Origin of the sequence: Devosia sp., from assembly GCF_034675085.1 — a bacterium.
Lineage (GTDB): Bacteria > Pseudomonadota > Alphaproteobacteria > Rhizobiales > Devosiaceae > Devosia.
Window position 1 is genome coordinate 1 of record NZ_JAUCDN010000028.1, and the last position, 18977, is coordinate 18977.

The following is an 18977-nucleotide window of genomic DNA, read 5'->3' on the forward strand; positions in this document are numbered from 1 at the left end:
CGTGGGAAGCGGCTTTCGCCTCTTCTATTCGTCTACCAATCGGGGCGGAAGCCGCATCCCACCGTGAAACCGCAAGCCAGAACGGCCCGGCGGCGCTCCGGCACGTGCCTTTGCCGCCTTCCCAATGCCCTTATGCTGTGTCATCAGAACGGCAGGCTTTTTCTGGATCCGAACGCCATGACCATCAGACTGCACCGCGGCGACCTGCCCGACCTTTCCCGCTATGGCCGGGAGGTGGCGATCGACACCGAGACCATGGGGCTCAACCCGCTGCGCGACCGGCTCTGCGTGGTGCAGCTTTCCCCCGGCGATGGCAGCGCCGACCTGGTGCAGATCGCCCAGGACGCCGGCGCGGCGCCCAATCTCACCGCGCTGCTGGCCGATCCGGCCCGCACCAAGATCTTCCACTATGCCCGCTTCGATGTCGCCGCGCTCCAGCACCGCTTCGGCGTCGTCACCGGCCCGGTCTATTGCACCAAGATCGCTTCGCGCCTCGTACGCACCTATACCGACCGGCACGGGCTCAAGGACCTGGCGCGCGAACTGCTGGGCGTGGATCTGTCCAAGCAGCAGCAAAGCTCGGATTGGGGGGCGGAAAAGCTCAGCGACGCTCAGCTCGACTATGCCGCTTCCGACGTGCTTTACCTGCACGATCTCAAGCGCCATCTGGATCGCATGCTCAAGCGCGAAAACCGCATGGAACTGGCCCAGTCCTGCTTCGATTTTCTCAAGACCCGCTGCGCACTGGACCTGATGGGCTGGCAGGAAACCGATATCTTCGCCCATAGCTGACGCGCCGGAGAACGCCATGGACCTGCAGGCCGACGCCGATCGGCGCAGCCGCATCTATCGGGGCCTGGAAGCCCGCAACCGGGTGGTGTCGGTGCTGCGCGTCGCCGTGCCGGCCATGGGGGCGCTGGTGCTGGCGGGCCTGATGGGCCAGCTTTATCTGTCCAGCCTGGGCGGGCGGTTCGGCATCGGCCAGATTTCCGTCACCCGCGACAGCGTCCTGGTGGAAGCGCCCGAATATACCGGGCTCCTGGATGACGGCACCACCTATCACGTCGAGGCCAGCGCGGCCCAGGCCAGCACCGAGGCATCCAACCGCATCCATCTCGACAGGGCCCGGCTGACCACGGTGCGGCCCAGCGGCGTCACCACGCTGGTGACGGCCGAGGCCGCCGTGCTCGACATCGCCACCGAGGCGGTGGAAATCGCCGGGGTGGCCCATATCGAGGATTCGGAGGGAACGCGCGCGCGCATCGAGAATTCCGTCTTCGATTACCAGGCCCAGATCCTCATGGGCAACGGGCCGGTGGTCATCGACTATGCCGATGGCAGCCATCTGGTGGCGGGGGGCCTGCGCTATGACGTGCAGGCGATGATCTGGACTTTCACCCGCGCCAGCGTCACCCTGCCCGAAACGCCCGGAGCCGAAAAGGAACCGCAATGAAGCGCCTGCTGCCCCTTCTCGTGCTGATGGCCCTGGCCGCGCCCGCCCTGGGCCAGCAGAAGGTGGAGATCACCTCCGATCTCTTCACCGTCGACGAGACCAGCCATAATGCCGTGTTCACCGGCAATGTCGTGGTCATCCATCCCAGCGTGAAGGTCTGGGCCGACAGGGTGGTGGCCGTCTATGGGGCGGGCGGGGCCACCGATATCGAAAGCTTCGTCGCCACCGGGGCGGTGCGGCTCGAAACCGAGGAGCAGACGGCGACGGGGGAAAAAGCGGTCTTCACTCCGGCCGACCAGATGCTGCGCCTCACCGGCAATGTGCAGGTGGTCAATGCCAGCGGCACGGTGGCGGCGGGCGAGCTGATGGTCAACCTGGCCACCAACGTCTCCACCTTCACCAGCGCCGGCAGCCCGGGGCGCGTCACCGGGGTCTTCACCTCGCAATGAGCGACACCGGCACAAAACCGCGCATCGACCAGACCGGCTGGCTGGTGGCCCATGGCCTGGCCAAGAGCTTCGGCAAACGCGTGGTGGTGCGCGACGTCTCCATCGCCGTGCGGCGGGGCGAGGCGGTGGGGCTGCTCGGGCCCAATGGCGCCGGCAAGACCACGGTCTTCACCATGATCATGGGGCTAGTCAAGCCCGATGCCGGCTCCATCAGCCTGGATGGCCATGTCATCACCCGCCTGCCGCTGTTCCAGCGCGGGCAATTGGGCATCGGCTATCTGCCGCAGGAGCCCTCGATCTTTCGCGGCCTCACCGTCTCGGGCAATATCCTGGCGGTGCTGGAAAACCATATTCCCAACCGGGCCGAGCGCCGGGCGCGTCTGGCGGCGCTGCTGGAGGAATTTTCCATCCAGCACCTGGCCGAGGCCAATGCGCTGGCCCTGTCGGGCGGCGAGCGCCGCCGCGTCGAGATCGCCCGGGCGCTGGCGGCCGATCCGGCCTTCATGCTGCTGGACGAGCCCTTTGCCGGCGTCGACCCCATCGCCGTCAACGAGGTCAAGGGGCTGGTGCGCCAATTGACCCGGCGCGGCATCGGCGTGCTCATCACCGACCACGCGGTGCGCGAAACCCTGGGCCTGGTGGATCGGGCCTATGTCATCCATGGCGGCAAGGTGATGATCCAGGGCCGGCCCGAAACCATCAGCGCCGATCCCGACGCCCGCCGCGTCTATCTGGGCGAGAATTTCGCCTTTTGAGCCTTTCCCGTCTTTGGCATGAAACTTGCTGGGCCGCGCCAAATCAGGCATGGTCCCCTCCCGAACCGCCATTTTCGCAAAGGTCTGAGTTGGATGGCCCTGACGCCGCGTCTGGAATTTCGGCAGGCCCAGAGCCTGACGCTGACGCCGCAATTGATGCAGTCGATTCGGCTGCTGCAATTGAGCCATATCGAGCTCAACGCCTTCATCGACGCCGAATTGCTGCGCAATCCCCTGCTCGAGCGCGAGGATGGTGGCGCAGAGGGCGAGCCGGTCGAATTGCCCGAGCCGCCCGCCGAGCTCAGCGCCTATGAGGACACCGTTGCCCATGGCGAGCGCATCCAGGACGCCGGCTCCATCGCCGACAGCCTCGACACCGCCGTCGACAACGTGTTTCCCGACCAGGGCGCACAGGACCGGCTGGTCCCCTCGTCCCGGATCGAGGCCGGGAGCAGCGGCGCGGAAGCGCCGGATCTGGACCAGTTCGTGGCCGCCCGGCCCCTGCTCGGCGATCATCTGCGCGCCCAGGCCAACATGCTGCTGCGCCACGCCGCCGACCGGCTGATCGCCCATCACCTCATCGACGGTCTCGACGAGGCGGGCTATCTCGCCACCGGGATCGAGGCCATTGCCGAGCAGCTGGGGGCCGATCTTGCCGATGTCGAGGCGGTGCTCGGGGCCTTGCAAGGATGCGATCCGGTCGGGGTCTTTGCCCGTTCGGTACGCGAATGCCTCGCCATCCAGTTGCGCGAACGCGACCGGCTCGACCCGATCATGGCGCGCCTGCTCGATCATCTCGACCTGCTTGCCGCCCATGACATGGCGGGCCTGCTGCGCGCAGTGGGGTGCGATCGCGAAGACCTGGCCGACATGCTGGCCGAATTGCGCCAGCTCGATCCCCGGCCGGGCCTGGCTTTCGATAGCGGGCCGGTGGAGGCGGTGGTGCCCGATGTCTTCGTGCGGCAGGGACCGGACGGGGCCTGGCGGATCGAACTCAACACCGACGTTTTGCCGCGCGTCCTGGTCGATCGCAGCTATTACACATCCGTCAGCGGCAAGGCGCGCGATGCCAAGGAAAAGGCATTTCTCTCCGATTGCCTGGCCAATGCCAACTGGCTGGCACGGAGCCTGGACCAGCGGGCGCAGACCATTGTGAAGGTCGCGGCCGAAATCGTGCGCCAGCAGGATGGCTTTCTCACCCATGGCATCGCCCATCTCAAGCCGATGACGCTGCGCATGGTGGCCGAGGTCATCGACATGCACGAATCGACCGTCAGCCGCGTCACCACCAGCAAATATATGGCGACGCCGCGCGGGCTCTACGAGATGAAATATTTCTTTACCACCGCCATCGCCGCCAGCGACGGGGGAGAGGAGCATTCGGCCGAGGCGGTGCGCCATCGCATCCGCCAGCTCATCGAGGCCGAGCCGGCCAATGACATCCTGTCGGACGATACCATCGCCGCGTTGCTGAAGAAGGAGCAGGGGATCGATATCGCCCGCCGCACCGTGGCCAAATACCGCGAGGGCATGAACATCCCTTCCTCGGTCATCCGCCGCCGGCAGAAAAAGGGCCTGGCACAAGCCCTTTGAGGGCCGCTTCGCATCGACAGCGCGAAGGCTAATCGGGCCGGGCGGCAAAGTCCAAGGGATAATCGGCCCCCGACCGGGCAGTTGCGCATTGCCCACCGGCAGGGGCGGGGCTAGCATTTGGGCGTGCTGCTTCCCACATCAAGGGGGCAGGCGACGGACGTGATCCCGAAAAACCGGGAGCCGGCTTTCGGGATCCTCGGTCGGACCAAACGACACAAGGAAGAGGAAGCCATGACTTTGCGCGTTTCGGGAAAGAACATGGATGTTGGCGATGCGCTGCGCGGCAAGGCGCAGGATCATTTCGCCAGCGTAGTCGGCAAGTATTTCGATGGCGGCTATGACGGACATCTCACCCTCAGCCCCGATGGAATCGGCTTTCGCGCCGATTGCGTGGTCCATCTCGATTCCGGCGCCACGCTTCAGGCCAGCGCCCAGGGTGGCGATGCCACCAGCGCCTATGAGGTGATGGCGCTCAATATCGAAAAGCGCCTGCGCCGGTATAACCGCAAGCTCAAGAAAGGCCGCCGCCCGGTAAGCGGAGAAGACAGCACGCTGACGGCGCAATATACGGTTCTGGGCGCCGCCGACGGGCTGGACGAGCTGGATGAAGACTATGCCCCCCCGGTTATTGCAGAGACCACACGCGACCTGCGCGAAATGAGCGTCGAGGAGGCTGTGATGGAGCTCGACCTCAGCGGTTCGCAGGTGGTGATGTTCCGTCACGCTGGACATGGAGGCCTGAATGTGGTTTATCGCCGCTCCGACGGCAATATTGGCTGGATCGATCCGGCCCTGGGCGCCAATTGAGCGGCGCCCGAGCCACAATCAAAGCGAGTCTATCTCAAGGCAAAATTTATGGAATTGGCCGAAATCCTGGCTGAACGGGCCGTGCTTTGCTGCACGGACGTGAAGACAAAACGCCAGTTGTTTGAAGAACTTGCCGAACGTGCTGCGGAACTGACCGGGCACAACAGTGCTGAAATCCTCGACGCCATCGTCAGCCGGGAAGAACTCGGCTCGACCGGGCTGGGCAATGGCATTGCCATTCCTCATGGCAAGATCGCCGGATTGAGCCAGGTGACCGCTCTGGTTGCCCGGCTCGACCATCCGATCGATTTCGATTCCGTCGATGACCAGCCCGTCGATATCGTGGTGATGCTGCTGGCGCCTGCCGGCGCCGGCGCCGAGCATCTCAAGGCGCTGTCGCGCGTGGCCCGGCTGCTGCGCACCGAAAGCGTGGTCGACGAGTTGCGCCAAGCCGAGACGCCCGAACAATTGCGGGAGATCTTCACGGCGCAGGCGACCGCGGACTACGCCGCCTGAAAGGCCGCTGGCAGATGAGACCCCGGGGCTCGGCTCCGGGGTTTTGCATCAGTGAAGGGTCGCCAGGCCCAGTGTCTGCTCGCTCAGCCAGTCGAACACCGCCTCCTGGGTATCAGCGACCATCAGCGGCGTGCCGTCGGCGGACATGACGAGGTGGTATTCGACTTCGTCCTCGAAGCGCGAATCGTGCACCAGTTGCGAAAGGCTGGCGCCATCCAGCGCGCGGATGAAGGCGACGGCGTCGCCCCCCAACGCGGCGAACTCAGCCCTGGTCAGCAGTTTCAGCGGGTGGACCGGCGCGGCGGAAGCGGCGGGGTCGTTGCGTTTTTCAAACATGTCCCGATCCTTTCCTCACAATGAGCGAATGTCGATGCGCCTGGCCGTCTTGACAGCCTGCGGCCGCTCGATGGCAATCACCAGCATACCATGGCCCAGGCTTGCATCCTTGACCATCATGCCGTCGGCCAGAAGAAAGGCGCGCTGGAACTGGCGTGCGGCGATACCGCGATGCAGGAACTGCCTGCTGGCATCGTCCTTCTGGCGCCCGCGCACCACGATCTGGTTGTCCTCGCTCACCACCTCGAGCTCGCTGGCGGCAAAGCCGGCCACAGCGATGGAGATGAGGAAATGCTCGGTGCCTGCCTCATCGAGGCTGCGTTCGATATTGTAGGGCGGATAGCCATCGGCCGATTTGGCCAGACGATCCACCCGTTCTTCGAAACTGTCGAAGCCGAGCAGGAACGGGGCGGAAAACAACGAAACACGCGACATGAAAGCCGTCCTTGATAGTCAAGCAACGTATCGGCGCGGGACCCGTTGCAAATCTCGGCATCGCGCGCCATGACGCAGATATGGGCGATCGGGCCCCTGCCTTCAAGGCTGGGCCCGGGGGCAAGAGGACTTGCCATCCCAGCGCTTTCCTCCTATAGAGCCGCATCCTCCGAACCGCCCGGCCAAAAGGCATGCCGTGGCGGTTCTTGAATGCGATGGGCCTCAAATCCATCCAATAGACTCCAAAGGACCCGCAAAATGCCCAAAATGAAGACCAAGTCCGGCGCCAAGAAGCGGTTCAGCTTCACCGCCACGGGCAAGGTGAAGGCCGGCGTCGCCGGCAAGCGCCACCGCCTCATCAGCCACAATGCCAAGTACATCCGCACCAACCGCGGCACCAAGATCCTGTCCAAGGGCGACGAGGGTCTGGTCAAGTGGTACATGCCGTACAACCGCTAACGCTGAAGGGAAGCTGACACATGTCACGCGTTAAGAGAGGCGTTACCGCTCACGCCCGCCACAAGAAGGTTCTCAAGGCCGCCGAGGGCTATTACGGCCGTCGCAAATCCACCATCCGCATCGCCAAGCAGGCGGTGGAGAAGGCCGGCCAGTACGCCTATCGCGACCGCCGCGTCAAGAAGCGCAATTTCCGCGCCCTGTGGATCCAGCGCATCAACGCCGCCGTGCGCGATCACGGGCTGACCTATGGCCGATTTATCGACGGCCTCAGCAAGGCTGAGGTTGCCGTCGACCGCAAGGTGCTGAGCGATCTGGCGATCACCCAGCCCGAAGCGTTCGGCGTGCTGGTCGAAAAGGCCAAGGCCGCGCTGGCTTACCTCGAGGCCGTCGAAAAGACGACCCACGAGCGCGTCACCGCCTAACACTCCCCAGCCTGGCTGAGGTCAATTCGCGCCTTGCGCCGCCTTTTCGAGGCTGGCGCGGGGCGTTTTGTTTTGGTCTAACGCGCCACATTGTCCGAGTTGAGAATTACGATGTCCTTACAAGCCCAGATCGAAGCCCTGCGCATCGAACTTTCCGCCGCCATCGAGAATGCCACAGATACAAGGGCGATGGACGAGATTCGGATTTCGGCTCTCGGCAAGAAAAGCCCGATTTCAGCGCTTCTGTCGACGCTGGGCAAGATGCCGCCAGAGGAACGGTCTTATAATGGCGCATTGATTAATGCGTTGCGGGACGACATAGCCGCCAAGATCGTCGACAAGATTGCCGCGCTCAAATCCGCGGCGCTGGAGGCCCGGCTCAAGGCCGAAACGCTGGATATCACCCTGCCGCTGCAACCGGCACCGACGGCGCGGGGGCGCATCCACCCCATCAGCCAGACCATTGACGAGATCACCGCCATCTTCTCGGATATGGGCTTTTCCATCGCCGAAGGGCCCGATATCGAGACCGATTATTACAATTTCACCGCGCTCAATTTCCCCGAAGGACATCCGGCGCGCGAAATGCACGACACCTTCTTCATGAAGCCAGGCCCGGACGGGGTGAAGAAGGTGCTGCGCACCCATACCTCGCCGGTGCAGATACGGGTGATGCAAAAGACCGATGCGAAGCCGGCGGCGAGCTATCTCACCCCGCCCATGGACCCGCCGATCCGCGTGGTCATGCCCGGTCGTACCTATCGCAATGACAGCGACCAGACCCATACCCCGATGTTCCACCAGGTCGAGGGACTGGTGATCGACAAGTCGAGCCATATCGGGCAGCTGCGCTGGGTGCTGGAGGAATTCCTCAAGGCCTTCTTCGAAGTGCCCAATGTCACGCTGCGCTTCCGCCCCAGCTTCTTCCCCTTCACCGAGCCGAGCATGGAAGTGGACGTGCAATGCGACCGCTCGGGCTCGGAGGTGAAGATCGGCGAGGGCAAGGACTGGCTGGAGATCCTGGGCTGCGGCATGGTCCACCCCAATGTCATCGCCAATGCCGGGCTCGACCCCGATGTCTATCAGGGCTTTGCCTGGGGCATCGGCATCGACCGCATCGCCATGCTGAAATACGGCATGCCCGACCTGCGCGCCTTTTTCGACGCCGACCAGCGCTGGATCGCCCATTACGGCTTCCGCCCGCTCGACCTGCCGACCCTGTTCGGGGGGCTTTCGAGCTGACCGGTCATGACTGACACCCAGCCCGGCCCCATCTTCATCGTCACCGACATCGAAGCGGACGGGCCGACGCCGCTGCATCATTCCATGCTGAGTTTCGCTTCGGTGGCCATCGAGGCGGATGGCACGCGCCATGGCGAGTTCGAGACGGTTCTCAAGCCTCGTCCCGACCGCACAAGCCATGAGACTACCATGGAATGGTGGGCGAGCCAGCCCGAGGCCTGGAAAGCGGCGACCACCGGGGCGGAAGATCCCGCAACGGTCATGCCGCGCTTCGCCGACTGGGTGGACAGCCTGCCCGGCCATAAGGTGTTCGCGGCCGCGCCGATCATGTTCGACGGGTTGTGGATGGACCACTATCTCGATGAATATGCCGGCACGCGCGTGTTGTCCGGCCCGTTCACGGGGCGGCAGATTTTCCGCGGCGGGGGCGTGTGCCTTTACACCATGGCCGGGACCCTGCGCGGCGCGCCCTATCTCGACTGGGGCATGAGCAAGCTGCCGGCCGAATTCTATGGTCACATCCCCCATACCCACAAGGCTATCGACGACGCGCGCGGCTTTGCCAATGTGCTTGTCGAACTGATGAAGATGTCCCGTGAATTGCCGCCCATCGCCGGCAGCAAAAGCGATTTCCGATAAGGTGCTAGAGAAATGAAGTTCACCCTCGACTGGCTCAAGGAGCATCTCGACACCACCGCTTCGGCCGATGAGATCAGCCTGGCGCTGACCGCCATCGGGCTGGAAGTGGAAGGCGTCGAGGATCAGGGCAAGGCACTCGAAAAATTCGTCGTCGCCCATGTGGTGGAGGCCAGGGCCCACCCCAATTCGGACCACCTCAATATCTGCAAGGTGGATGCCGGCACGGGGGAGTTGATCGACGTCGTCTGTGGCGCGCCCAATTGCAAGACCGGCATGAAAAGCGTCTTCGCCTTTCCCGGCACCTATATTCCGGGCAAGGATTTCGAATTGAAGGCCGGCGTCACCATTCGCGGCGCCGCTTCGAACGGCATGTTGTGCTCGGCCGCGGAGCTCGAACTCAGCAACGACCATGACGGCATCATCAGCCTGCCCGACGATGCGCCGGTGGGCGCAAAATATGTCGACTATGCCGGCATCAATGGCGTGGTCTTCGATATTTCCATCACCCCCAACCGGGGCGACGCCACCGGCGTCTATGGCGTGGCGCGCGATCTGGCCGCCTATGGGCTGGGCACGCTGAAGCACACCGATATGACGCCCGTTCCCTCCAAAGGGGCGAGCCCCATCGCCGCGCTGCCGCATCAGTTCGGGCCGGGCGAACCCAAGGCCATTCGCCGCTTCGGTGGCCGCTATATCCGGGGCGTCAAGAACGGCCCCTCCCCCGATTGGCTGCAACAGCGCCTGCGCGCCGTCGGGCTGCGCCCGATCAATGCCATCGTCGATATCACCAACTTGGTCTCGCTTGGCTGGGGCCGGCCTCTGCATGCCTATGACGCCGACAAGATCGTCGGCCAGCCGGTGCTGCGCCCGGCGCGCGGCGAGGCCTTCGATGCGCTGGACAACAAGGTCTATGTTCTGGACCAGACCATGACGGTGATCGCCGACGACGCCGGCCCGCTCTGCCTGGGCGGCGTCATGGGCGGCATTCGCTCGGGCGTGGTCGAGGACACCGTCAATGTGTTCATGGAATGCGCCAGCTGGGACGCCGAGCTCATCGCCCGCACCGGGCGCAAGACCGGCATCGTCTCGGATGCCCGCTATCGGCTGGAGCGCAATGTCGATCCGGCATTGACCGATCCGGGGCTGGAGCTGGCAACGCGCCTGGTGCTGGAGCTGTGCGGCGGCGAACCGCTGGAGCCGGTATTTTCAGGCGAGGATGTCTTCCCCAATACGACAGTGGATTTCCCGCTCTCCGAAGTCCGGCGCCTCACCGGGCTCGATGTTGGCGAGGCCGAGATCACCGCCATTCTGGGCCGGCTGGGATTTGACGTCTCCGGCAGCGGGCCGGTGCGCTCCGTCAAGGTGCCGAGCTGGCGGCCGGACGTGACGCAGAAGGCCGACCTCGTCGAGGAAGTGATGCGCATGGTGGGCGTGGACAAGGTGCCGCGCGAACCCCTGCCGCGCCTCAACCACGTCGCCCCGCGCATGCTGACCACCATCCAGAACCGCCGCCGCATCGCCCGCCGGGCGCTGGCGGCACGCGGGCTGGACGAGGCGGTGACCTGGAGCTTCATCAGCCATGAGGAAGCCACCCGCTTCGGCGGCGGCACCGAGGACCGGCAATTGGCCAATGCCATTGCCGCCGACATGACCGATATGCGCCCCTCGCTGCTGCCGGGCCTGCTCGCAGCGGCGCGGCGCAATGCCAATCGCGGTTTCCCCGACCTGGCGCTGTTCGAGGTGGGGCAGGTGTTCCTGTCCGACCGGCCGGAAGGCCAACATACCCATGCCACCGCCATCCGCACCGGCACCGCCGGCCCCAACGGGGCGGGGCGGCACTGGTCGGGCAAGGAAAAGCCGGTGGGCGTCTTCGACGCCAAGGCGGACCTGGCCGCCGCGCTCGATGCACTCGGCTATGATATCGACAAGATGCAGGTGCTGGCCGAGCCGGCGCCCTGGAGCCATCCGGGTCGGGGCGGGCGCCTGGCGCAGGGCCCCAAGACCATTGCCTGGTTCGGCGAGTTGCATCCCGCCTGGGCAGCCGAGCTGGACATCGAGGGGCCGGTCGCCGCTTTCGAGCTGGACCTGGATGCCCTGCCCGAGCCCCGCCGCAAGCCGACCCGCACCAAGCCCGCCCTGAACCTCTCGGCCTTGATGCCGGTGACGCGCGACTTCGCCTTCGTCGTCGACAGGGCGGTCAGCGCCGGCGCGGTGCTGCGGGCGGCGCGCGGAGCCGACAAGACGCTCATCAGCGACGTCACCGTCTTCGACGTCTTCGAGGGGCCCCATGTCGGGGAAGGCAAGAAGTCGCTTGCCATTGCCGTCACCCTGCAACCGCAGGAACGGACGCTGACCGACGAGGAGATCGACAAGGTCTCCGCCGCCATCATCGCCGCCGTGATCAAGACCAGCGGCGGCGTTCTGCGCACCTGAAAGCAAATGGGCGGGAGGCCGCGCTTGCCTCCCGCCCGGCTTGCCGGTCATATCGGGGCATGAACCAAGAAAGCCGATTCCCCGATGTGATGCTGCTGGCGGCGGGCCTGGGCACGCGGCTGCGGCCGCTGACCGAAACCCTGCCCAAGCCGCTGGTTCCCGTCGCCGGTGTGCCCCTGATCGAACGGGTCATGGCCAGCGCCCAAGCCGAAGGCGCCAAGCGCTTCGTCGCCAATGCCCATTATCGCGCCGATCAGTTGCTGGCCCATTTCGGAGGCCTGCTCAAGGTCAGCCGCGAGGAGCACTTGCTGGGCACGGGCGGCGGGGTGAAACAAGCCCTGCCCATGCTGCATTCCGACCCTATTCTGGTGATGAATACCGACGCCTTCTGGTTGCCGGGCGCCGATACGCCGCTGGCGCGCATGCTGGCCCGCTACCAGGGCGGAAACGAGGTGGTGCTGCTCTGCGTTCACCCGCGCCATGCCACCGGCTTTGGCCGCAGCCACGATTTCTGCCTCGCCCCCGATGGTCGCATTACCTATGATTACGGCGCACCGGTGATCTATGCCGGGGTGGCGCTTGTGGGCAAATCGCTTTTCGCCGGCACGCCCGACGGCGCCTTCGCCCTGACCGATCTCTTCGAGACGGCGCGGGAGCGCGATGAACTCCATGGTACGGTGCTGGACGCGCCCTGGTTCCATGTCGGCGATCCCAAGGCGCTGGCGGCAACCGAAAAGCTGCTGGGCGCATGACCCTTTTTTCCATCCCTCCCCATGAGCCATTCCTGCCGCTGCTCGCGCAAAGGGTGATGGATGGCACGCTGTTGAACGGGTGGGACCGGAGCCAGGGCTTCTGGCTGAGCGACGTCACCATCGTAGTGCCGACCCGGCGCGCGCGGCTGGCGCTGGCCGACGCCTTTTCGCGCCACCCAGGCAATCGCGGCTGGCTGCCCGATATCCGCACCTTCGGCGGAGAGGCCGAGGACGAGGAACCATTCCTGCCGCCCTATGACGCGCCCCTGCTCAAGCCTGCCGCCAGCGGGCTGGAAAGGCGGCTGGTGCTGTCGCGCCTGGTGGCGGCCTGGGCACAATCGCCGGCCGGGCAGCAGGCCTTTTCCAGCCCGCCCACGGCGGGGGAAATCCTGTCCATGGCCGAGTCGCTTGGGCGGCTCATCGACGACCTGCTGACCGAGGAGCGCAGCGCCGCCGATATCCGCGCCATTGCCGGCGAGCTGGCCGCCGATCTGGGGGAATACTGGCAGCAGACATTGCGCTTTCTCGACATTGCGCTCGAATACTGGCCCGCCCATCTGCACGAGGCCGACCGCGCCGACCCGGCCGAATTGCGCCGCCAACGCCTCGACCGCCAGGCCTTGGCCGCGCCCCTTGCCTATGGCGACAGGCCGGTGATCGCCGCCGGCTCCACCGGCTCCATTCCCGCGACGGCGCGCCTGCTGGCCGCCATCAATGCCCTGCCGCGCGGCGCGGTGGTGCTGCCGGGGCTCGATTGCAGCCTGGATGAAGATGGCCACGCGGCCCTGCTCGACCCCGACAACGCGCCCCATGGCCATCCCCAATATGGGCTGGCGCTATTGCTGCGCCGGCTTGGCGCATCGATGAGCGCGGTGACCGAACTGGCGCCGGGCCCCGCGCCGCGCAGCGTGTTGGTCAACCGGGCCCTGGCGCTGACCGGGGATACCGCGCTCTGGGCGGAGAACCGGCTGCCCGCGGACATGCTGGCGGACGCGGGCAAGGGTCTGTCCATCATCCGGGCCCGCCATGAAGACGAGGAGGCGCGGGCGGTGGCGCTGGCGGCGCGCCAGGCGCTGAGCGAAGGGCACAGCGTCGGCATCGTCACACCGGACCGGAACCTGGCCCGGCGCATCGCCGCCGAATTGCGCCGCTTTGCCGTCGTCATCGACGATGCGGCGGGCGCGCCGCTGTTCCAGTCGGCGGCGGGACGCATGCTGCGGGAAATCCTGGCACTGGCCGATAGCGACCATGCCCCGGTGAACCTGATGGCGCTGCTGCGCAACCGCGCCTGCCGCTTCGGACTGGAGCGGGCGGATATTGCGCGGCTGACCGACCTCATCGAACTTGGCCTGCTGCGCGGGCAGCGGCCCAATCCGGGACTGGGGGGGCTGCATACCCTGCTTGGCGCCAATGTCGATGGCACGACACCCTATCCCGCCCGCCGGCTCAGCCCCGAAGAGGGGCGCGACATCGCCAATCTGTTCGAGCGGATCGAAGGGGCCCTGGCCCCGCTCCGCCAATTGCTCGCCGCGCCCGCCATCACCGCCAGCCTGCTGGCGGGTGGCCTGATGGACGCTCTGGAAAAAATCATCGACGGGACCGACCTGCCCGGGCGGAGCGAGCTGGCCGATTGGGCGCGTGAACTGGAGGGGCTTTCAGCGGAAGGCCACAGCTTTGCGCCCACGGGGCTCGACAGCGTGCTGGCGGCGCTGATGGCGGGCTTCCAGACCCGCACGCGGGACGAGCGGCGCGACGACATTGCTATCTGGGGGCAGCTGGAAGCGCGCCTGCAACACCGCGACCTGATGATCCTTTCCGGCCTCAATGAGGACAAATGGCCCGAGGCGGCCGATCCCGGTCCCTGGCTCAGCCGGGGCATGAGGCTCGAGGCCGGCCTCGAGCCGCCCGAGCGGCGGCAGGGGCTGGCCGCGCACGACTTCGCGCAGGGGCTGGGCAATGCCCGCGTCATCGTGAGCTATGCCGAGCGCGTCGGCACCAGCCCGGCAACGCCCTCGCGGCTGCTCCAGCGGCTGGAGGCCTTTGCCGGCAGGGAGGCGGTGGCGGGCTGGGAAGCAAGGGGGCAGGCCTGGATCGTGGCGGCGCGGCGGATCGATGCGGTGGCGGCTGTCGCCCCCGCCGCCCGGCCCCTGCCCAATCCGCCGGCCCATCAGCGGCCGCGCGCCCTCAGCGTCACCGAAATCGAAACGCTGATGCGCTCGCCCTATGATATCTATGCCAAGCATGTGCTGCGCCTGCGTCCGCTCGACCCCTTGGGCGAAGCCCCCGATGCGCGCGAGCGCGGCACCATCGTCCATGCCATCTTCTCTGCTTTCATCGAGGCCGGGCACGAGGTGACGGCATCTGGCGCGCTGGAACAGCTGCGGGCCCTGGCACGGGAAAAATTCGCCGGCCTGGAAGCCATTGGCGAACGCCGCGACATCTGGCTGCGGCGCTTCGAGACGGCGGCGCGGCAATTCCTCGATTTCGAACGGACGCGCGATGACAGGGTCAGCCGGCGCCATGCCGAAATCGACGGCGAATGGCGGTTGCATCTGAAAGAGCCCTTCACCTTGCGCGGGCGCGCCGACCGGGTGGACGAATTGCGCGACGGCACGCTGGAAATTCTCGACTTCAAGACCGGATCGCCGCCGGCCAAGGCGGCCATGCAGGCTTTCCAGGTGCCCCAATTGCTGCTTGAGGCTCAGATGGCCAGGGCCGCCGGACTGTCGGGGCTGGCCCCTGCCGAAACTTCGGCCCTCACCTATATCAAGGTGGGCCTGGGACCGGGCGCCTTCATTCCCCGGCCCTTCATCCCGGCGGAGGGGCACGACATCATGAGCGCCGCCGATGAGATTTCCCGCCGCATGCAGGCCCATGTCGAGCATTTTCTGATGCGCGAGACGCCCATGCCGTCCCGCCTTCTGCCGCTGGCCGGCCAGCGCTTTGCCGGAACCTACGACCATCTGGCGCGCATTGCCGAATGGACCGCCAATGACGGCGAGGAGGGCGAGGCATGAGCGGGCGGGGCGCGCTTTCCATTCCCGGCGACACGCTGCGCAACCCGGCGCGGGCGGCCGACCCCGCCTGGTCGATCTGGGTGTCGGCCAATGCCGGTTCCGGCAAGACCCATGTGCTGACGCGGCGCGTCTTGCGGCTGCTGCTGGCCGGCGTCGCCCCCGAATCCATTCTCTGCCTCACCTATACCAAGGCCGCCGCCGCCGAAATGCGCCGTCGCGTGGCCAGGGAACTGGCCGAATGGGCGGTCATGGACGAGGACGCGCTCGAGGACGCGCTCGGCAAAATCGAAGGCCCCGCCCCCCGGCGTGAACTGCGCGAGCGGGCGCGCACGCTTTTCGCACGCGCGCTGGAAACGCCGGGCGGCTTGCGCATCCTCACCATCCACGCCTTTTGCGAGGCGGTGCTGCACCGCTTTCCGCTCGAGGCCGGCGTGCCCTACGACTTCGCCGTCATCGAGGACGACGAGCGCGCGGCCATGCTGCTGGCGGCGCGCGAAAGCGTGCTGGCCGAAGGGATCGGCCTTGAGGGAGCGGTCGAAACCCTGTTCGAGACGCTGAGCGACGAGCAGATCCGCAGCGCCATCGACGCCGCCATGGAGGATGGGCGCAAGCTCAAATCGGTGATCGCCGATCCAGACAGCGCCAAGGCCAATCTTGAAAAGCTGGTGGGGCTGGGCGGGCGCGATGCGGGAACCATCGCCGCCGAGCTCGAAGCCGAGAGCCTGCTGACGCCAGCCCTGATGGGCGAGATGGTTTCGCTTTTCGGCGGCGACGCCGGCAAGACGCGAGGGGCGCGGTTCGTGGACATGCTGGCCCGCTGCCTGCCCGGGCCGGTTTCGGCCGCTCAATTGCGCGGGCTTTTCTTCACCGACAAGGGACCGCGCGCCAGCCTGCTCAATGCTGCCCAGCAGAAACAGCGCCCCGATCTTCTGCCCCTGCTTTTGGATGAACAGGAGCGGGTGGCGCGGCTCAATGCGGAATTGTCGGCGGCCGAGCTGGTGGCCCGCAGCCACGCCGTCCTCGATATCGTCGCGGCCATCGCCCGGCGCTACGAGGCGAGCAAGCGCGCCCGCTCCAAACTGGATTTCGACGACCTCATCGAACGGCTGGCCGATCTGTTCACCCGCTCGGCGGCGGGCGAATGGGTGCGCTACAAGCTCGATGCAGGGATCGATCATATCCTGGTGGATGAAAGCCAAGACACCAATCTCGCCCAGTGGCGGGTGGTCGAGGCGATCACGGCCGAATATTTCACCGGCGCCGGGGCGGTGGTCCGCCCGCGCTCGCTGTTTGCGGTGGGCGACCAGAAGCAGTCGATCTATTCGTTCCAGGGGGCACAGCCGGAACTGTTCGGCAGCACTGGACGCGATTATGCAAACAAATCGGCGGCGGCGGAAAAACCCTTCAGCCGGGTACCGCTCCATACCAGCTTCCGCACCCTGCCCGAAATCCTCAAGGCGGTGGATCTCGTCGCCTCGAACCCCGCCATCCAGGCGGCGCTGCTCGAGGCCGAGCCGGTGCATCACGACACCGCCCGCACCATGACGGGGGGCAGCGTCACCCTGTGGCCGCCCCTGCAGCAGCCGGCAGGCGCGCCAGCCGATGGCGCCTGGCCCACCACGGCGCTCGAAACCGAAAAGACCGCGCCGCGCCAGGTGGCCGAGCGCATCGCCGCCGAAATCGGCGCCTGGATCGGCAGCCGGCGCCCGCTCACCGGCCGGGGAAGGGCGGTGAGCGCCGATGACGTGCTGATCCTGGTGCAATCGCGCGGGGCGCTGTTCAACGAAATCTTCCGGGCGCTGCGGCTGCCGACGCCGGGCGCGGACCGGCTGGGCGTCACCAGCCATATCGCCGTCATGGACATGCTGGCGCTCTGCGATGTGCTGCTCAACCCGGCGGACGATCTGCAACTGGCAGCCCTGCTGCGCTCGCCGCTATTCGATATCGACGAGGATGACCTTCTGGCCCTGGCCCAGCCGCGCGGAAAGGGTGAGACGCTCTGGCAGGCCCTCTCCCGTTGCGAAGTGGCGAGCTGCGTCGCCGCGCATGAAAGGCTGGCGCGCTGGCGGGGTGAACTCGATTTCGAGCGGCCCTATGAATTTCTCGCCCAGGTGCTTTACGCCGAGGGTGGGCTCAAGCGCTTCCACGCCCGGCTGGGAATGGAGGTGGACGACGTGCTGGCCGAGCTTCTGGCCCTGGCGCTGGACCACGAGCAGACCAGCCAGCCCTCCCTGCAAGGCTTTCTGGTCGCCATGCGCCAGCGCCAGGGCAGCATCAAGCGCGACCTGCCCGAAAGCGGCGGCGGGGTGCGGGTGATGACCGTCCATGGCGCCAAGGGTTTGGAAGCGCCCATCGTCATCCTGGCCGATGCCGCGACGAAGCCTCGGCCGCAAATGGTGGGCAAGCCGGTCTATGTGCTGCCCGATGCGCCCGGTCCCCTGCTGGTCCATGCCAGCGGGCAGGCGGGGCATCTGGAACCCACCCTGCCGATCAAGCAAAGGATCGACGACAACATCTTCGCCGAATATTGGCGGCGGCTCTATGTCGGCATGACCCGGGCCGAGGACGAGCTCTATGTCACCGGGGCGCTGACGCCGGGCGCCGAGGCGCAGAAGCAGCTTTCCGGCACATGGTATGAAGCCATAGAAACAGCGCTGCGCCCCCATGGCGAAAGCCTGAGCGGCACGGAGGGAGAGGAGGTGGCGCTGGTCTATCCGCGCGAGCGCGCCGCTCCCTCACCCTTGGTCGGCGATACGCAAAGCGCCGTGGCCGCATTGGCGCCGCTGGAGCTGGCCCCGGTTCCCGCCCCCGCGCAGCAGCCCATCCTCACCCCCTCCTCGGTGCATCGCGGCGCGGCGCCGCTGGCCGCGCTGGACAGCCTGACAGAGCAGGTGCGCGACGCCGACAGCGCCCGCCGCGAGGGTATTGCCTTACACGCCCTGCTCCAGCACCTGGGCGGCATGGAACCGTCCCTGCGCGCCGAGGTGGGCCGCAAGGCTCTGGTTTCGCTGCTGCCCGACGCGCCCGCCAGCCACGACAGGCTCCATGCCAAGGCTCTCTCCATCCTCAGGCGGCCGGAACTGGCGGGATTTTTTGGCCCCAACAGCCGCCCCGAGGTGCCGTTCCTGCTCGATGCGCGGCGGGATGGGGAAGATATTCGCCTGGCCGGGCGGATGGACCGTCTGGTCATTGACGATTCGGGTGTGGTGGTGGTCGACTATAAATCCGACATGTCTGTGCCGGCGCGGCCGGAAGATGTGACGGGGAACTATCTCACCCAGCTCGGTTTATATGCATTGGTTGCAAGTCAGCTGTTCCCGGGGCAGGATGTGCGCGCTGCCATTTTGTGGACAGAGCTGGAATCATTGATGTTTCTGCCGCCGGACCTGCTGGTGGCGGCAAGGCAGGGCTTCATCTTGCGGTAGCAGGGCTTGCACCCGGGCTAGACTCTTCCCAACTTTGGGAGCAAACAGGCCGCCGCTTTTCAATCCAAAGGCAATACACCATGACCACTCACGTTTCCGATGCCACCTTCGGCGAGGAAGTCCTCAATTCCAAGGAACCCGTTCTCGTGGATTTCTGGGCGGAATGGTGCGGGCCCTGCCGCGCGATCGCCCCCGTGCTCGACGAGCTGGCAAGCGAAATGGCCGGCAAGGTCAAGATCGTCAA

Annotated in this window: 17 protein-coding genes and 1 pseudogene; 16 read left to right on the top strand and 2 right to left on the bottom strand. The window is 66.2% G+C overall.

Annotation, left to right across the window (positions count from 1 at the left end):
* Positions 1-177 precede the first annotated feature (177 nt).
* From VDP82_RS03425 to ptsN, 7 genes and pseudogenes are all read left to right on the top strand, one after another.
* Complete coding sequence (locus VDP82_RS03425; protein ID WP_323013438.1) at positions 178-792, top strand: ribonuclease D; 615 nt, start codon at positions 178-180, stop codon at positions 790-792.
* 16 nt (positions 793-808) lie between these two features.
* Positions 809-1453: an LPS export ABC transporter periplasmic protein LptC gene (lptC, locus tag VDP82_RS03430; protein ID WP_323013439.1), complete on the top strand. Its 645-nt coding sequence runs from the start codon at positions 809-811 to the stop codon at positions 1451-1453.
* A gap of 26 nt (positions 1454-1479) precedes the next feature.
* The gene (locus VDP82_RS03435) at positions 1480-1902 is read left to right on the top strand and encodes an LptA/OstA family protein (protein WP_416347070.1); all 423 of its coding nucleotides are present in this window, start codon (positions 1480-1482) and stop codon (positions 1900-1902) included.
* A pseudogene (lptB, locus tag VDP82_RS03440) lies at positions 1854-2657 on the top strand (LPS export ABC transporter ATP-binding protein); the annotation flags it as partial. The gene VDP82_RS03435 and the pseudogene lptB, both read left to right, overlap by 49 nt.
* Positions 2658-2750: 93 nt before the next feature.
* Entirely contained in the window at positions 2751-4250 is a 1500-nt protein-coding gene (gene rpoN / locus VDP82_RS03445; protein ID WP_323013441.1) for an RNA polymerase factor sigma-54, read from the top strand.
* A gap of 231 nt (positions 4251-4481) precedes the next feature.
* The gene (locus VDP82_RS03450) at positions 4482-5057 is read left to right on the top strand and encodes an HPF/RaiA family ribosome-associated protein (protein WP_323013442.1); all 576 of its coding nucleotides are present in this window, start codon (positions 4482-4484) and stop codon (positions 5055-5057) included.
* 48 nt (positions 5058-5105) lie between these two features.
* Entirely contained in the window at positions 5106-5573 is a 468-nt protein-coding gene (gene ptsN, locus VDP82_RS03455) for a PTS IIA-like nitrogen regulatory protein PtsN (RefSeq protein ID WP_323013443.1), read from the top strand.
* A gap of 48 nt (positions 5574-5621) precedes the next feature.
* Here ptsN and VDP82_RS03460 read toward each other — a convergent pair whose 3' ends face one another.
* Complete coding sequence (locus VDP82_RS03460; protein WP_323013444.1) at positions 5622-5909, bottom strand: DUF1150 family protein; 288 nt, start codon at positions 5907-5909, stop codon at positions 5622-5624.
* 15 nt (positions 5910-5924) lie between these two features.
* Positions 5925-6344 (bottom strand): Hsp20 family protein, encoded by a 420-nt coding sequence (locus VDP82_RS03465; RefSeq protein ID WP_323013445.1) that lies wholly within the window; start codon positions 6342-6344, stop codon positions 5925-5927.
* A 258-nt stretch (positions 6345-6602) separates the two neighbouring features.
* Between VDP82_RS03465 and rpmI the strand changes: the two genes are divergently transcribed.
* From rpmI to VDP82_RS03510, 9 genes are all read left to right on the top strand, one after another.
* Entirely contained in the window at positions 6603-6803 is a 201-nt protein-coding gene (gene rpmI / locus VDP82_RS03470; protein ID WP_046105910.1) for a 50S ribosomal protein L35, read from the top strand.
* Positions 6804-6823: 20 nt separating this feature from the next.
* Positions 6824-7225, top strand: coding sequence for a 50S ribosomal protein L20 (gene rplT, locus VDP82_RS03475; protein ID WP_323013446.1), 402 nt, complete (start codon positions 6824-6826; stop codon positions 7223-7225).
* Positions 7226-7336: 111 nt separating this feature from the next.
* Positions 7337-8467 (top strand): phenylalanine--tRNA ligase subunit alpha, encoded by a 1131-nt coding sequence (gene pheS / locus VDP82_RS03480; protein WP_323013447.1) that lies wholly within the window; start codon positions 7337-7339, stop codon positions 8465-8467.
* Positions 8468-8473: 6 nt separating this feature from the next.
* Positions 8474-9106, top strand: coding sequence for a DNA polymerase III subunit epsilon (locus VDP82_RS03485; RefSeq protein WP_323013448.1), 633 nt, complete (start codon positions 8474-8476; stop codon positions 9104-9106).
* 12 nt (positions 9107-9118) lie between these two features.
* Positions 9119-11539 (top strand): phenylalanine--tRNA ligase subunit beta, encoded by a 2421-nt coding sequence (pheT, locus tag VDP82_RS03490; RefSeq protein WP_323013449.1) that lies wholly within the window; start codon positions 9119-9121, stop codon positions 11537-11539.
* Positions 11540-11598: 59 nt separating this feature from the next.
* Complete coding sequence (locus tag VDP82_RS03495; protein WP_323013450.1) at positions 11599-12291, top strand: nucleotidyltransferase family protein; 693 nt, start codon at positions 11599-11601, stop codon at positions 12289-12291.
* The gene (gene addB / locus VDP82_RS03500; protein ID WP_323013451.1) at positions 12288-15308 is read left to right on the top strand and encodes a double-strand break repair protein AddB; all 3021 of its coding nucleotides are present in this window, start codon (positions 12288-12290) and stop codon (positions 15306-15308) included. Before VDP82_RS03495 ends, addB begins: the two co-directional genes overlap by 4 nt.
* A complete protein-coding gene (gene addA, locus VDP82_RS03505; protein ID WP_323013452.1) occupies positions 15305-18733 on the top strand; it encodes a double-strand break repair helicase AddA in 3429 nt (1142 codons plus the stop codon). The genes addB and addA overlap by 4 nt, the downstream gene beginning before the upstream one ends.
* Positions 18734-18813: 80 nt before the next feature.
* On the top strand, positions 18814-18977 hold a 164-nt coding region (locus VDP82_RS03510), incomplete at its 3' end, for a thioredoxin family protein (protein ID WP_323013453.1).

Bases quoted from the DNA above. Each gene is read 5' to 3' on its own strand.
- VDP82_RS03425 (WP_323013438.1), top strand. From the start codon at position 178: ATGACCATCAGACTGCACCGCGGCGACCTGCCCGACCTTTCCCGCTAT.
- lptC (WP_323013439.1), top strand. From the start codon at position 809: ATGGACCTGCAGGCCGACGCCGATCGGCGCAGCCGCATCTATCGGGGC.
- VDP82_RS03435 (WP_416347070.1), top strand. From the start codon at position 1,480: ATGGCCCTGGCCGCGCCCGCCCTGGGCCAGCAGAAGGTGGAGATCACC.
- rpoN (WP_323013441.1), top strand. From the start codon at position 2,751: ATGGCCCTGACGCCGCGTCTGGAATTTCGGCAGGCCCAGAGCCTGACG.
- VDP82_RS03450 (WP_323013442.1), top strand. From the start codon at position 4,482: ATGACTTTGCGCGTTTCGGGAAAGAACATGGATGTTGGCGATGCGCTG.
- ptsN (WP_323013443.1), top strand. From the start codon at position 5,106: ATGGAATTGGCCGAAATCCTGGCTGAACGGGCCGTGCTTTGCTGCACG.
- VDP82_RS03460 (WP_323013444.1), bottom strand. From the start codon at position 5,909: ATGTTTGAAAAACGCAACGACCCCGCCGCTTCCGCCGCGCCGGTCCAC.
- VDP82_RS03465 (WP_323013445.1), bottom strand. From the start codon at position 6,344: ATGTCGCGTGTTTCGTTGTTTTCCGCCCCGTTCCTGCTCGGCTTCGAC.
- rpmI (WP_046105910.1), top strand. From the start codon at position 6,603: ATGCCCAAAATGAAGACCAAGTCCGGCGCCAAGAAGCGGTTCAGCTTC.
- rplT (WP_323013446.1), top strand. From the start codon at position 6,824: ATGTCACGCGTTAAGAGAGGCGTTACCGCTCACGCCCGCCACAAGAAG.
- pheS (WP_323013447.1), top strand. From the start codon at position 7,337: ATGTCCTTACAAGCCCAGATCGAAGCCCTGCGCATCGAACTTTCCGCC.
- VDP82_RS03485 (WP_323013448.1), top strand. From the start codon at position 8,474: ATGACTGACACCCAGCCCGGCCCCATCTTCATCGTCACCGACATCGAA.
- pheT (WP_323013449.1), top strand. From the start codon at position 9,119: ATGAAGTTCACCCTCGACTGGCTCAAGGAGCATCTCGACACCACCGCT.
- VDP82_RS03495 (WP_323013450.1), top strand. From the start codon at position 11,599: ATGAACCAAGAAAGCCGATTCCCCGATGTGATGCTGCTGGCGGCGGGC.
- addB (WP_323013451.1), top strand. From the start codon at position 12,288: ATGACCCTTTTTTCCATCCCTCCCCATGAGCCATTCCTGCCGCTGCTC.
- addA (WP_323013452.1), top strand. From the start codon at position 15,305: ATGAGCGGGCGGGGCGCGCTTTCCATTCCCGGCGACACGCTGCGCAAC.